The organism is Streptomyces sp. LS-MS-L19 (assembly GCF_058382285.1).
The window spans coordinates 123,180-136,446 of the sequence record NZ_JBYCLL010000001.1 but is presented as its reverse complement, the minus strand read 5'-3'; the positions used below and the strand labels follow the sequence as shown (position 1 = coordinate 136,446).

Annotated in this window: 13 protein-coding genes; 7 read left to right on the top strand and 6 right to left on the bottom strand. The window is 71.8% G+C overall.

Translation table 11 applies throughout. The features are described from left to right. Nucleotides 1-158: 158 nt before the first annotated feature. From AC2XR2_RS00590 to AC2XR2_RS00580, 3 genes are read left to right on the top strand one after another with little or no spacing between them, the layout of a single operon-like run. The gene (locus tag AC2XR2_RS00590; protein WP_491513875.1) at nt 159-1,394 is read left to right on the top strand and encodes an acyl-CoA dehydrogenase family protein; all 1,236 of its coding nucleotides are present in this window, start codon (nt 159-161) and stop codon (nt 1,392-1,394) included. Between the two features lie 39 nt (nt 1,395-1,433). Beyond that, entirely contained in the window at nt 1,434-2,198 is a 765-nt protein-coding gene (locus tag AC2XR2_RS00585) for an SDR family NAD(P)-dependent oxidoreductase (RefSeq protein WP_381308610.1), read from the top strand. Between the two features lie 3 nt (nt 2,199-2,201). Then, nucleotides 2,202-2,972 (top strand): ThuA domain-containing protein, encoded by a 771-nt coding sequence (locus AC2XR2_RS00580; RefSeq protein WP_381308613.1) that lies wholly within the window; start codon nt 2,202-2,204, stop codon nt 2,970-2,972. Between the two features lie 87 nt (nt 2,973-3,059). On the opposite strand, the gene AC2XR2_RS00575 is transcribed toward AC2XR2_RS00580, so the two are convergent. The 4 genes from AC2XR2_RS00575 to AC2XR2_RS00560 are packed head-to-tail and all read right to left on the bottom strand — an operon-like array spanning nt 3,060 to nt 7,782. Then, the gene (locus AC2XR2_RS00575; RefSeq protein ID WP_381308952.1) at nt 3,060-4,103 is read right to left on the bottom strand and encodes an NAD(P)-dependent alcohol dehydrogenase; all 1,044 of its coding nucleotides are present in this window, start codon (nt 4,101-4,103) and stop codon (nt 3,060-3,062) included. Continuing rightward, entirely contained in the window at nt 4,063-5,133 is a 1,071-nt protein-coding gene (locus AC2XR2_RS00570) for an ABC transporter permease (RefSeq protein WP_491513874.1), read from the bottom strand. The genes AC2XR2_RS00575 and AC2XR2_RS00570 overlap by 41 nt, the downstream gene beginning before the upstream one ends. Nucleotide 5,134: 1 nt before the next feature. Further along, nucleotides 5,135-6,646 (bottom strand): sugar ABC transporter ATP-binding protein, encoded by a 1,512-nt coding sequence (locus AC2XR2_RS00565; protein ID WP_491513873.1) that lies wholly within the window; start codon nt 6,644-6,646, stop codon nt 5,135-5,137. Continuing rightward, the gene (locus AC2XR2_RS00560; RefSeq protein ID WP_491513872.1) at nt 6,643-7,782 is read right to left on the bottom strand and encodes a sugar ABC transporter substrate-binding protein; all 1,140 of its coding nucleotides are present in this window, start codon (nt 7,780-7,782) and stop codon (nt 6,643-6,645) included. Before AC2XR2_RS00560 ends, AC2XR2_RS00565 begins: the two co-directional genes overlap by 4 nt. A 305-nt stretch (nt 7,783-8,087) precedes the next feature. Between AC2XR2_RS00560 and AC2XR2_RS00555 the strand changes: the two genes are divergently transcribed. From AC2XR2_RS00555 to AC2XR2_RS00540, 4 genes are read left to right on the top strand one after another with little or no spacing between them, the layout of a single operon-like run. Then, on the top strand, nt 8,088-9,494 hold the full coding sequence (locus AC2XR2_RS00555; protein WP_491513871.1) for an aromatic ring-hydroxylating oxygenase subunit alpha: 1,407 nt from the start codon (nt 8,088-8,090) through the stop codon (nt 9,492-9,494). After that, on the top strand, nt 9,479-9,805 hold the full coding sequence (locus AC2XR2_RS00550; RefSeq protein WP_491513870.1) for a 2Fe-2S iron-sulfur cluster-binding protein: 327 nt from the start codon (nt 9,479-9,481) through the stop codon (nt 9,803-9,805). The genes AC2XR2_RS00555 and AC2XR2_RS00550 overlap by 16 nt, the downstream gene beginning before the upstream one ends. Nucleotides 9,806-9,812: 7 nt before the next feature. Further along, complete coding sequence (locus tag AC2XR2_RS00545) at nt 9,813-10,028, top strand: transposase (protein ID WP_381308936.1); 216 nt, start codon at nt 9,813-9,815, stop codon at nt 10,026-10,028. Nucleotides 10,029-10,032: 4 nt separating this feature from the next. Then, nucleotides 10,033-11,058, top strand: a complete 1,026-nt coding sequence (locus AC2XR2_RS00540; protein ID WP_491513869.1) for an NADP-dependent oxidoreductase — start codon at nt 10,033-10,035, stop codon at nt 11,056-11,058. A gap of 36 nt (nt 11,059-11,094) precedes the next feature. Here the strand turns inward: AC2XR2_RS00540 and AC2XR2_RS00535 are convergent, their stop codons facing one another. Further along, nucleotides 11,095-11,409, bottom strand: coding sequence for a putative quinol monooxygenase (locus AC2XR2_RS00535; RefSeq protein ID WP_381303061.1), 315 nt, complete (start codon nt 11,407-11,409; stop codon nt 11,095-11,097). Nucleotides 11,410-11,485: 76 nt separating this feature from the next. Further along, nucleotides 11,486-13,222: a PEP-utilizing enzyme gene (locus tag AC2XR2_RS00530; protein ID WP_381303062.1), complete on the bottom strand. Its 1,737-nt coding sequence runs from the start codon at nt 13,220-13,222 to the stop codon at nt 11,486-11,488. Nucleotides 13,223-13,267: the final 45 nt, after the last annotated feature.

The following is a 13,267-nucleotide window of genomic DNA, read 5'->3' as shown; positions in this document are numbered from 1 at the left end:
CGGGAGAGAGGGATGCTGAGACTGTAGCGTTTATCAAGAAAGTACGGAACACTCTGATCCCGGATGAAGCCATTCCCGCATGCTTCAGGTGTCATCAAGGCAGGCGTCCCGCTCGCCGTTACTCAATCCGTCGTCTGGTAAGTAGTCGAGGAGGAGCCATGTCCCAGCCCGATCCGGACCCATGGCGCCGGCAGGTCCGGCAGTGGCTGGCCACCGTGCTGGAACCGGCGCGGTCCCAGGAGTCCGCGGCAGAGGCCGATCTCGCCGTGTTCCACAACCTCCCGCACGACGAGGAACTCCTGCTGCTGGAGCGCTGCCGTGCCTACCAGCGGGCCCGCTTCGACGCCGGCTACCAGGCGCTGACGCTCCCCGCGGACAAGGGCGGCGCGGGCCTGAGCGCCGCGCACGTGGCGGTCTTCGCCCAGGAGGAGTCCGCGTTCGAGGTGCCGCCGTCCACCGAGCTGATCAGCGTCACCGTGCGCCTGGTCGCGATGGCCGTCTCCCTGTTCGGGACGGACGAGCAGCGCCAGGAGTACGCCCGCGCGTTCCTGCGCACCGATCTGCTGGCCTGTCAGCTCTTCAGCGAACCCGGCGCCGGATCCGACCTCGCCGCCCTGCGCACCCGCGCCCGTCAGGACGGCGACGCGTGGGTGATCGACGGCCAGAAGGTGTGGACCTCGGGCGCCCAGTTCGCCGACTGGGGTCTCCTGCTCGCCCGCACCGACCCGGACGTCGTCAAACAGGCCGGCATCACCGCCTTCCTGGTCCCGATGGACGCCCCCGGTGTGGAGGTGCGCCCCATCCGGCAGATGAGCGGCGGCGCCTCCTTCAACGAGGTCTTCCTCAGCGGCGTACGCGTCCCGGACGCCCTGCGGATCGGGCGGCCGGGCCAGGGCTGGGAGGTCGCCACCACCACCCTCGCCTTCGAGCGGACCGCCTCCGGCAGCGGCAACCGCCGCAAGGGCGGCACCTTCCCGGACGTCCTCGCGCTCGCCCGCTCCCTCGGCCGGACCACCGACCCCCTGGCCCGGCAGCTCCTCGCCGACCTGTACGTGCGGGCCGCCCTGCGCGAGGCCACCGTAGAGCGGGTCGCCCGCACGAGCGCCGCCGGCGGCCGACCGGGGCCCGAGGCTTCCCTGACCAAGCTCATGGCGTCCGAACTGCTCACCCGCACCGGCCAGGTGGCCGCCGAGCTCATGGGCGCGCGGATCAGCGCCGACACCGGCGATCCGGGCACCTTCGCCTGGACCCAGCACCTGCTCGGCGCCCCCGGCTACCGCCTCGCCGGAGGCACCGACCAGATCCAGCGCAACCTGATCGGCGAGCGCGTGCTGAAGCTGCCGCCGGAGCCGCGGACGGACCGGGCGCCGTTCTCACGGCTTCCCGGCAACTAAGAGACCTCCAACAGGCCTTCTCACAAAGGAGTGACGACGATGGATCTGGGACTGACAGGCGCGAAGGCACTGGTGACCGGCGCGAGCCGGGGCATCGGCCGGGCGATCGCCGAGACCCTGGCCGCCGAGGGCTGCGCGCTGGCCCTGTGCGCCCGGGGCGAGGAGGGGCTGGCCAAGGCGGCCGCAGAACTGCGGGCCGAAGGCGCCACCGTGTTCGCGGAACCGGTCGACGTCACCGACCCGGCCGCCCTCGCGGGCTTCGTGGAGCGCGCGGCCGGTGAACTCGGCGGCCTCGACCTGCTGGTGTCCAACGTGTCGGCGGGCAACGTGAAGGGCCCCACGTCCTGGGAGGCCAGCCTGCGCGGCGACCTGATCCCCTTCGCGGGCCTCGTCGAGGCGGCCCTTCCGCACCTGGAGGCCTCCGACCGGGCCGCCGTCGTCGCCATCGGCACCACCAACGCGTCCGACACCGCGCGCCCGGCCGGAGCGAACTCGTACTCCGCGCTCAAGGCGGCCGTCGTCCAGCACGCCTCCGCCCTCGCCCACTCCCTCGCACCCAAGGGCATCCGCGTCAACACCGTCTCGCCCGGCCCGATCGACTTCCCCGGCGGCGCCTGGGAGACCATCCGCACCAGCCGCCCGGAGGTCTACGAGGAGGTCCTCGCCAAGCTGCCCATCGGCCGCTACGGCACCGCCGAGGACGTGGCCGCGGCGGTCGCGTTCCTGCTCGGGCGGACCGGCTCCTTCTGCGTCGGCGTCAACCTCGTGGTGGACGGCGGGCTCCTGACCCGCGTCCAGTACTGAGCCGTGGCGGGCCCGGCCGGCCGCCTGGACGCCGTACTGGTCTGCGGCGGCCGCTGGCACGACTTCGACCACGCCCGGCTCCGGCTGCTGGAACTGCTCGCCGAACAACCGCGGGTGCGCACCACGGTGTACCAGGACTACGACTGTCTGCCCGCCCTGGACACGGCGGATCTGCTGGTCACCTACACCTGCGACGTCCGGCCCCGACCGGCGCAGCGGGCCGCGCTGGCCCGGTTCGTCGAGCGGGGCGGACGCTGGCTGGCCCTGCACGGGACCAACGCGGTGATCGAGCCGTCGACGGGTGACGGACCGCGGGAGTTCACCACCCCCCGGCTCCTCGGGGACCTGGCGCAGGTGCTCGGCAGCCAGTTCCTGGCCCACCCGCCGATCGAGCCGTACGAGGTGCGGGTGACCCGGCCCGAGCACCCGCTGGTCGCCGGGATCGATCCGTTCACGGTCACCGACGAGCTGTACGTGTGCGAACTGCACGGGGAACCGGAGGTGTTGCTGCACGCCGAGTACACGGGACCGTGCCGTGGCTTCGCCGAGGGCGACACGGCCGCCCGCGACAGCGCGCCCCGACCGGTGCTGTACCTCAAGCCGCACGGCCGCGGCGAGGTCTGCTACTTCACCCTCGGCCACTGCCGGGGCCGCTACGACATGCAGGACCTCGGCGTGGCCGACACCGGCCGCGTGGACGTGGGGCCGTGGCGGACGCCGGAGTTCCTGACGGTGCTGCGGCGGTGCGTGCGGCGGATGGCGGACACACCGTAGGCGGACGGCGGACACACCGTAGGCCGAGGGCGGACACGCCAAAGAGGGCCGGCGCCGGGAAGGCGCCGGCCCTCTTTCTGCCGGGGCTCAGCCGTGCGGCAGCACCACCGCGCGGCCGTTGATGTCCCCGGCGTGCAGGCGCTCGTACGCCTCGGGCGCCTGCTCCAGCGTGAACGTCTCGACGTGGGCCGACACGAGCCCCAGGCGCGCGAGGTCGAGGACCTCCATGAGCTCGGTCCGGCTGCCCCAGTACGGGAAGGCGGCCGACACCTCGAACGGCAGCCCGCCGCCGAAGCCGACCGCCAGCGTGCCCCCGCCGAGGCCGACCACCGTGACATCCCCCGCCACGGCCACCGAGGCGGCCGCGACCGCCAGGGTCGCCTCGGCGCCGACGAAGTCCAGGACCACCTCCGCCCCCGTACCCCCGGTGAGCTGCCGGATCCGTGCGGCCGCGTCGCCGTCGGAGAGCAGTGTCTCGTGGGCGCCGACCTTGCCCGCCAGCTGGAGCTTGTCCTCGCTCGTGTCGAGGGCGACCACCCGCGCGGGAGTCAGCGCGCGCAGCAGTTGCACGGCGAGATGGCCCAGGCCGCCGACGCCGATCACCACGGCCGTGCTGCCGGGCAGCAGCTTCGGCAGCGACCTGCGGATCGCGTGGTACGGGGTCAGTCCGGCGTCGGTGAGGGGCGCACCCTGCACCGGGTCGACGCCGTTGAGCGGGACCAGGTGGCGCGGCGAGTCCACCAGCATGTACTCCGCCAGCGCGCCGGGCCGGCCGAGCCCGGGCGGCACGATGCCCAGCTCCGCCGCGTGCGGACAGCAGTTCTCCCTGCCCTCGGCGCACGGGTGACAGCGGCCGCAGCCCCACGGGCCGTACACCGCCACCGCCTCGCCCTCCGTCACCTCGGTGACGCCGGCGCCCACCGCCGCCACCGTGCCCACCCCCTCGTGGCCGAGCGTCATCGGCAGGGCGTAGGGGAACGCCTCCTCGGGCCAGCCCATCACCGCGATGTCGGAGTGGCACAGGCCCGCCGCCGTGACCTTCAACAGCACCTGGCCGGGGCCGGGTTCGGGCACCGGCACCTCCACGAGCTCAGGAGCGTGTCCCACCCGCAGGTACTGCACGGCTTTCATCATCGGTACTCCCTTGAGGTTGTTCGGGGCCGGGCAGCTTCCCGGCCCGGCGGCGCAGCACGGTGGGCAGGGCGATCCGGCCGCCCGTGAGGACCAGCGCCACGATGAGGACGGAGCCGGTGAACAGACTCGCGGCCCACTGGGCGCTGGTGGCGAGCCCGAGGCCGGTGATCCCGGTGCCGAGCAGCAGCACCGCGATCACCGTCCCCCAGGCGTTGAAGCGGCCCGCGCGCAGCTGGGTCGCCCCGACGAAGGCCGCCGCGTAGGCCGACAGCAGATACGGGCTGCCCGCGGTCGGCGATCCGGACCCCACCGAGGACGCGAAGACCACTCCTGCGAAACCGGACAGCAGCGCGGACGTGACCAGGGTCCCGAAGCGCAGCCGGTCGGTGCGCACTCCCTGGAGGCGGGCCGCGTCGGCGTTGAACCCGGTGGCGTACAACCGGCGTCCGGTCGCGGTGTGTTCCAGCACGAACCAGATGGCGAGGGCGGCGAGCAGCAGATACAGCACCGGCAGGGTGATGCCGCCCGCGTCCAGTTGGGCGATGCTCGCGAACGGCTTGGCGAGCAGCTGCACCCCGGTGATCGAGCTGTCGTTGGTGACCATGGTGATCAAGGACTGTATGAGCGCCCCGGTGGCGAGCGTGGCGATGAACGAGTCGACACGCAGGACCACCACCACAAGGGCGTTGACCACCCCGACCAGGAGGGCCGCACCCATCGCCAGGGCGATCGCGGCCACGGGACCGAGGCCCGTCGCGACCAGGAAGTGGGCGGTCAGCACGCTGGTCAGGGACATGGTGTAGGCGACCGACAGGTCGAAGACGCGGGCGGCCAGCGGCGGTACGACGCTGAGCGCCACCAGGCCGGCCACCGCGTTGCCGTTGAGCACCTGCTTGACCGTGATGGCCGTGGGGAAGGTGTCCGGCGCCCACACGGAGAACAGGACGACGATCACCAGCCACACGTACACCGCGCCGATGGTGCGGAACGACAGGGTGGCGCTCACCCGGGTCGGGACGGACGTCATCTCACTCGGTTCCTTCCATGGCGTGCACGAGCGCGGACTCGGTGATGTCCCGCCCGCTGATCTCCCGTGCGATCCGGCCGTCCCGCACCACCAGGACGCGGGTGCACAGCGCGAGCAGGTCCTGGGTGTCGGAGGAGGACACGATGACGCCCATGCCCTCGTCGGCCTGCCGCTCGATCAGGTCGTAGAGCTGGAGGCGGGTGGCGATGTCCACGCCCGCCGTGGGCTCGCACAGGGTCAGTACGGGCGGGCGCTGCGCGAGGCAGCGGGCCATGACGACCTTCTGCTGGTTGCCGCCGCTGAGCGTGGTGATCCTGGCCCCGCGGCCGGCCGTGCGGACGTCGACCCGGCTGATCCATTCCTCCGTCAGGGCGGCCTCACGGCGGCGGCGCAGCCGTCCGGAGCGGGTGCGCAGCCGGTCCAGGAGCGGCAGGGTGAGGTTCTCGCCGACCGAGAAGTCGCCGATCACCCCTTCGGCCGCCCGGTCGGCCGGGACGAGGGGAAGACCCAGGGCGCGGGCGTCACGTGCCTCGGTCCACCGGGCGGAGCGTTCCGGGAGCCGCAGCCGGCCGCCCACCCGCCCGGTATGGGCCCCGCACACCGCGTACGGCACGATCTCGTGGCCGGAGCCGACCAGACCGGTGACGCCCAGGCGTTCGCCCCTGGCCAGGTCGAAGCCGACCCCGCGCAGCGGGCCGGCCGACAGGTCGCGCACCTCCAGCACGGGGCCGCCGGAAGCGGCAGGGGGTGGCGGACGGTGGTCGGTCTCCATCTCCTCGCCCGCCATCAGTTCCGCCAGCGAACGCGGGGTGAGGTCGGCGACCGCCCGGGTGGCGATCCGGCGTCCGCCGCGGATCACGGTGACCCGGTCTGCGAGCGCGAAGATCTCGTCCATGCGGTGCGAGACGTACAGCACGCCGGCTCCCGCGTCGCGGACCTCGCGCACGATGTCGAAGAGCCGGGCCACCTCGCCCGGCGGCAGCACGGCGGTGGGTTCGTCGAGCACCAGGACGCCGCGGCGGCCCTCCCAGCCCTGCAACGCGGCGGCGATGGCCACCACGGTGCGCTGGACGGGGGTGGCCGTCGACAGCGGCCGGCGGACGTCGATGCCGAGGCCGAAGCGTTCGACCAGGGCGTGCGTGCGCCGTTCCATCTCCGCCCAGCGGATGTTGCCGAAGGCGGTGCGGGCGAAGCCGTGGCTGAGGGCGAGGTTGTCGACCGCGCTCATCTCGCCCACCAGGCCCAGCTCCTGGTGGACGAAGCGCAGCCGGTCGTGGCGGGAGGCCGCCACCTGGCTCAGGTCGAAGGGCTCGCCGTCGAGTTCGGCCACCGCACCCGGCTCCGCGTGGTGGTACCCGGCGAGGATCTTGATCAGGGTGGACTTGCCGGAGCCGTTGGGCCCGATCAGGGCGTGGATCTCGCCGGGCGCCACCTCGAGGTCGACGTCCGTCAGGGCCCGGGTGGCGCCGAATCGCTTCGACAGGGCGGCCACCCGCAGCACGGGCCTGCTCAACTCACGCCCCACAGTGCCTTGAACTGGGCCTGGTAGTCCTCGACGATCGGGAAGTCCCCGATGGTCTTGGGCAGGTTGTCCTTGGTGATGAGCATGTTGGGCAGTACCGCCTTCTGGTCCACGTCCATGGACTGGCCGGTGAAGTGGCGGGCCAGCGCGTCGACTTGCAGCCAGGAGGCCTCGTGCGAGTTCAGGGCCATCGCGGCGTCGCTGAGCCCGCTCTGGATGTACTGGTAGTTCTGTCCGTCCCCGACGTTCACGGCGAGGTGCTTGCCGGTGATGCCGGCGGTCTTCAGCGCGGTCGGCACGCCTACGTTGAGCAGGCCCAGTGAGAACACGACGTGGTCCACCTTCGGGTGGGAGCGCAGATACGACACCACCCGGTCCGGCATGTCCTTGCCGATCGCGGTGATCGGCACGTCCACGGTGTCCAGCCCGCACCCCGCGCACCACTCCTTGTACTTGGCGGCGAAGGTGTCCTTGACGGGCTTGAGGATGGTGTAGGCGGGCAGGTCGAAGTAGACGGTGTCGGCCTGGGCCTCGCTGTCCGACACCACCCAGGAGGCCAGCATCTCGCCCTGGACGGCGACGTCCTGGGGCCCGTTCTTGAGCAGGGAGATGCCGTCGCCCACGACGTCGTCGGCGTTCGACTGGAGGACGGGGATGCCCGCCGCCTTGAGCTGGGCGAGCTGCTTGGCGTACACGGCGCGTGGGAACCCGGAGGAGACGACGGCGTCGGGCTTGTCGCGCAGCGCCTGCTCGTAGGCGCTCTGGACGGACTCCGGTGTGCCCTGGGTGGAGATCGTACGGACGTGCCAGCCGAGCTGGTTGGCGGCGGCGGTGAAGAAGTTGGCCAGGTCCTGGCAGGACTGCACGCCGCACAGGATGAAGTCGATGGTCTTGCCCGCGGGGATCGGCTTGCCCACCGGCTGGGTGACCGGGATCTCGGCCGGGTGCGCGGAGTACTTCGCCACGGCCTTGCGGGCGGCGATCAGGCCGGGGGAGTCCGGAGCCGCCTTGGCGGAGTCGGCGGCCGGTGTCGTCCCGCTTCCACAGCCCGCGAGAGCGAGCAGGGCGGTGACGGGGACGATCGCGGTCAGAGCGCGGCGGACCGCGCGACGGGGTCTGGAACTCATCGTTGAGCACTCCCGTGGTGTGTCGCCCCGGAGCGAGAGGCGCGGCGGGGACGTGGCCGGGAGGGCAGAGACCGTCCCGGAAGGGGAAATCCGTTGAGAAACTTTTGAGGCACTACAGCCTCAAGTGGGTCGGAGTGTGACACGCTCCGGCAGCCTTGGGGAGAGGGTCGCCGCAAAAAATTGCTGGTTCCCAGCTAGTGAGGCCGTAGACGTGCGGGGGGCGGGCTCGTCGACCGGCTCGACTGTTGCTCATGAGCGTCGCCGGTAACTACACTCCTTCTAAAGTTTCTGCCGGAGGAGAGATGATGGACGAAACATCGGAGCCGGCCACTGCCCGATGCCCGGGGCCCAGCGTCCAGGACTACCTCGACCAGGACAGCCGCCCGGTACCCGCCGCCCTGCGGTACGAGCACAACGACCACCTCGGCAGCGAGGACATCGACACCGCCCGCTTCACCTCCCGCGACTGGGCCGAACGCGAGATGCGGCAGGTCTGGCGGCGCGTCTGGCAGTTCGCCTGCCTGGAGAGCGAGATCCCCGAGGTCGGCGACCACGAGGTCTACGAGATCGGCGACGACTCCCTGATCGTCGTGCGCACCGCCCCCGAGGAGATCCGCGCCTTCGTCAACGTCTGCCTGCACCGCGGACGCAAACTGCGCACCGGCGGCGGCAACGTCAGCGAGTTCCGCTGCTCCTTCCACGGCTTCGCCTGGAACCTCGACGGCACCATGCAGACCCCGCCCTGCGCCTGGGACTTCCCGCACGTCACCCCCGAGAAGTTCGCCCTTCCCGAAGCCCAGGTGGCCACCTGGCGCGGCTTCGTCTTCATCAACATGGACCCGTACGCCGAATCCTTCGACAGCTACCGCGGCACCTTCGACGACTACTACATCTGGCCGCTGGAGAACCGCTACAAGTCGCTGCACATCGCCAAGGTGCTGCCCTGCAACTGGAAGGTCGCCCAGGACGCGTTCATCGAGTCCTTCCACGTGATCGCCACCCACCCGCAGATGCTGCCGTGGCTCGCCGACGCCAACTCGCAGTACGACGTCATGGCGGACCAGCCGAACTGGAACCGGATGATCAACATCCAGGGCGCTCCCAGCCCGCACGTGGCCGACTCCGTGACGGAGGAGGACGTCCTGGAGACCTTCTACGACTCCCGCGCCTTCTACGCCGCCGCGCAGGGCCGTGACCTCGTCATGCAGGAGGGCGACGAACTGCCGCCGATCCCGCCCGGCGGCACCGCCCGCCAGGTCCTCGCCGAGCGCATGCGCGCGCAGCTGGCGTCCACCTCGGCGCAGGACTTCTCAAAGACCCCGGACACCGAGCTGCTGGACGCCATCAACTACCTGCTGTTCCCCAACTTCAACCCCTGGGGCGGCGCCAAGTCCAACATCATCTACCGGTTCCGGCCCAACGGCCTCGACCCGGACTCGTGCACCGCCGAGATCATCTTCATGTCGTCCCCGAAGCAGCCCGGCGAGGTGCCGCCCCCCGCGAAGATCCGCTGGGTGCCCGAGGACATGCTCTTCGCCGACATCCCCGAACTGGGCGTGCTGGGGCCCGTCTTCGACCAGGACTGCGAGAACCTCCCCTACGTCCAGCAGGGCCTGAAGGCGATGCGCAAGCCCGGGATCACCCTGGCCAACTACCAGGAGAGCCGCATCCGCCACTTCAACCGGACGCTCGACCAGTGGATGGACAAGTGACCCACCGGGTGGCGGTCAGACCCCTGGGCGTCGAGCTCGAAGTCCTCGACGGCGAGGACCTGTTCACCGCCGCCCAGCGCCTCGGCTACCGCTGGCCCACCCTGTGCGGAGGCAAGGGCACCTGCCGAACCTGCTTCGTCCAGGTCGACGAGGGCGCCGAGAACTGTTCCCCCGTGGGCCCGCTGGAACGCGAGGGCATCGAGTCCCTGCGCAGACCGGTGGACGGCCTGACCCGGCTCGCCTGCCGGCTCCGGGTCCAGGGCCCGGTGACCGTGACCAAGCGCGGCGTCCGCCGCCGAGTGCAGGAGTGAGGCCCCCATGCCCAAGCAAGTGATCCACCCCCTGACCGGGCATGTGTACCGGCTCACCGAGGACGGACTGGTCGAGGTGACCGACCCCGCGACCGGCGCGCAGGGCCTCTTCGACTTCCAGGCCCGCTGGCAGTCGGGCGAACTGCGCCACGCCGACCTCCAGATGGCCGGCTGGGTCGGCCGCCTCGCCCAGCGCCGTACGCCCCCGCAGCCGGAGCAGTGACCCCGTGACACCCCGTACCACCCGGGCGGTCTGCCTGGTGCGCCGCCCCGACGGAGAACCGCTCCCTGCCGACTTCGCCGTCGAGGACCGCCCCCTGCCGTCCCTGGGAGAGGGCCAACTGCTCGTGAGGAACCTCTACATGAGCGTCGACCCGTCCATGCGCGGGCGCCTGGAGAGCACCGAGAAGCACTACACGCACAACTTCACCCCGGGCTCGCCCCTCGACGGCCGCGCCCTCGGCGTGGTGGAGGAGAGCCGCTGCGCGTCGGTGCCGCCGGGCACGTACGTACGCCATCAACTCGGCTGGCGGGAGCGGGCCGTGCTGGACGCGGCCGACACCGACGGTGCCGGCCGCATCGACCCGCGGCTCGCCCCGCTGCCCACCTGGCTGGGCCTGCTCGGCCAGACCGGGTTCACCGCCTACGTGGGACTGACCCGCATCGCGGCGCTGCGTCCCGGCGACACCGTGTTCGTGTCGGCGGCGGCCGGGGCCGTCGGCACCGCCGCGGGACAGTTCGCCCGTCTGCTGGGCGCGGACCGCGTCGTCGGGACCGCCGGCGGTCCCGACAAGTGCGCCCTGCTGGTGAAGGAGTTCGGCTACGACGCCGCCGCCGACTACCGCGCCGAGCCGGTCCGTGACGCACTGGCCCGGATCGCGCCCGACGGCATCGACGTCTACTTCGACAACGTCGGCGGTGAGCAACTCGCCGCCGCACTGCACGCGTTGCGCACCGGCGGCCGGGTCGCCCTGTGCGGCATGATGTCGCAGTTCGGCGGCGACCGGCGGACCGTGGACATCAACCATCTGATCCAGGCCGTCCTCAAGCGGCTGACCCTGTGCGGCTTCATCGTCCGCGACCACGACGACCTGCGGCCGGAGTTCGAGCAACGGGTCGCGGGCTGGCTCGCCGAAGGCCGGATCACCGCCCGGGAGACGGTCGTGGACGGTCTGGAGAACGCCGCGGGGGCGCTGTTGTCGCTGCTCGGTGGCGGCAATGTCGGCAAGATGCTGGTGCGGCTGGGTGACTGAGACAGAGACGGCGCCCCCCGATCGGGGGGCGCCGTCTCAGCGCATGGGCCGGGACTCGGCGATCGTGTGGACGTCCAACGAGACGCCGACCCGGGTCAGCCCGGCCGACGCCGCCCTGAAGTCCTTCATGTGCGCGGCCTCGAAGTGCTCGTCGAGGGCCTGTCGCGAGACCCACCGCTCATAGACCCGGATACGCCGCCCGTCGTCCGGGTCCGCCGTCATGGCGTAGTCGAGACAGCCCGGCTCCTCCTCGCGGGTCCGGTGTCCCAGTGCGACGAGATGCCCCAGCATCGTGTCGCGGTCGCCGGGCTCGTAGTCCATCCAGCCGGCGACGATGATTGCCTCAGCCATGCGTCACACGTTCCTTTCGCGGTCATGACCGCGGGCCCGCCGCTGATGGGGAGTCAGCGACGGGCCCGCGGCGTACTCAACTGCCGAGCGCCACCGGGACACTGTCGACGGTGACGGTGCCCCGCTCGCCGTCGACCGTGATCACCATGCCGTCCCGCAGCCGCCGTGTCCCGCCCTCGACGGAGATCACCGCCGGGATGCCCAGTTCGCGGCAGACCACCACGGCGTGGCTGTTGAGCGCGCCCACGTCCACGACGGCCGCCCCGGCGACCAGGAACAGCGGTGTCCAGGCCGCGTCGGTGATCGGCGCGACCAGCACCTCGCCCGGCTCCAGAGCCTCGCAGGAGGCCGGGTCGGTGACCACCCGCACGGTGCCGGTGTAGGTGCCGTGGCTGCCGCCGACCCCGCTGAGCACATCGCCCTCGACGGCGGCCGGGGTGCGCTCCTCGGCGCGTCGCGGCCAGCCGTCGATCTCGGTCTGCGCGTCGGCGGCGACGAAGAACGGCGGTTCCAGTTCGTACAGGCCCGCGTACTCCTCAAGCCGTTGCGCGATCACCGGGCCGAAGGACTCCGGGGCCGCGACATAGTCGTCGAGCTCGGTGTCCAGCAGCATCATCACGTCCTCGGGGCGGCCGAACAGGCCCGCCTCGACGCCGCGCCGGCCGAGTTCCCGTACCGCCATGCGGATCTCGTTGACGACGGTGACGCAGTTCGCCTTGGTGCGCTCGCGGGCCGGGATCCACACCTGGGAGGCGTGCATACCGGCGTCGAACAGGGGCTGCGTCTCCTCGGGCAGCAGGGCCCTGATCTCGCGTGCCGTCCGCTCGCGCCCCTCGGTGAGGCGCTCGCGGCGGGCGGCGGGGGAGTCGTCGGCCGGGCTGTGCCGGATCCGGTCGACCAGGGCCAGGGCCTGGACCGGGGCCGCCTCCCAGGACAGCGCGTGGATGTCCCACTCGTTGGGGCCGCGGTCGCCGGACTCCGCGAGGAACTCCTCGAAGGAGTCCCGGAACGCCTTCACGTCACCGGTCGCGGCGTCGAGCGCCTGCTCCACCGCGGCCGGGCCCCGGTCGAACAGCGCGGTCAGCTCCGCCGAGGCCGCCACCTGACGGGACAACGTCCACAGTCCGGTCGACGGGGAGGCGGAGTCGACGTCGCCGAGACCGCCGATCAGGTCGAGCATGGCGCCGGGCCGGTCCACGCCCGCGCACAGCGGGCCCAGGATCGCCGGCCCGACCGACGCGGGCAGCGAGGACTCCACGTGCCGCTGGAAGGTCGTCTCCACCTCGTCCAGCAACGACCGTGCGTGCGCGACCAGTTCGGCGTCGGACAGCTGGGTGAGGTCCGGGCGCGAGCGGCGCAGGGCACGCAGCCGCTCGCGGTCGGCGTCGGCCTCCGGGAAGGAGGTCTGGCCGAGCATCCGCTGGAGTGTCGCGCCCGCCTTGGCGGTCAGCTCCTCGTCCTGGTCGTCCGGGTGCGCCACGTACACCGGGGTGTCGGAACGCTGGCCGACGAAGGCCGCGTCGATCTGGTCGGCGGTCTGGCCCATACGGATGCCGAACAGCCGCATGTGGGACAGGTTCAGATAGAAGTGGCCGCCGAACATGCCGACGAACGGCGGGCGGGGACCGGCCACTTCCTCCTCGCGGTAGATGCCGAACCCGACGAAGCCGTCGCGCCAGCCCTGCAGGCCCCGTCCCCAGACCAGGGTCCAGCCCAGGGGGCTCGCGGGGTCCGGCAGGGTCTCGCCCGCGTTGGCCCGGGTGTAGTGCGGCAGCCGCTCACTGCGCTGCCAGTCCGTGATCCAGCTCTTCATGACCGAGATCTCCCGCTGTCCGTACCCGCGCCTGCCCGTGCCCCG

Excerpts from the sequence above, each read along its gene's own strand:
- AC2XR2_RS00590 (WP_491513875.1), top strand. The coding sequence starts at position 159 with ATGTCCCAGCCCGATCCGGACCCATGGCGCCGGCAGGTCCGGCAGTGG.
- AC2XR2_RS00585 (WP_381308610.1), top strand. The coding sequence starts at position 1,434 with ATGGATCTGGGACTGACAGGCGCGAAGGCACTGGTGACCGGCGCGAGC.
- AC2XR2_RS00575 (WP_381308952.1), bottom strand. The coding sequence starts at position 4,103 with ATGAAAGCCGTGCAGTACCTGCGGGTGGGACACGCTCCTGAGCTCGTG.
- AC2XR2_RS00570 (WP_491513874.1), bottom strand. The coding sequence starts at position 5,133 with ATGACGTCCGTCCCGACCCGGGTGAGCGCCACCCTGTCGTTCCGCACC.
- AC2XR2_RS00560 (WP_491513872.1), bottom strand. The coding sequence starts at position 7,782 with ATGAGTTCCAGACCCCGTCGCGCGGTCCGCCGCGCTCTGACCGCGATC.
- AC2XR2_RS00555 (WP_491513871.1), top strand. The coding sequence starts at position 8,088 with ATGGACGAAACATCGGAGCCGGCCACTGCCCGATGCCCGGGGCCCAGC.
- AC2XR2_RS00545 (WP_381308936.1), top strand. The coding sequence starts at position 9,813 with ATGCCCAAGCAAGTGATCCACCCCCTGACCGGGCATGTGTACCGGCTC.
- AC2XR2_RS00535 (WP_381303061.1), bottom strand. The coding sequence starts at position 11,409 with ATGGCTGAGGCAATCATCGTCGCCGGCTGGATGGACTACGAGCCCGGC.
- AC2XR2_RS00530 (WP_381303062.1), bottom strand. The coding sequence starts at position 13,222 with ATGAAGAGCTGGATCACGGACTGGCAGCGCAGTGAGCGGCTGCCGCAC.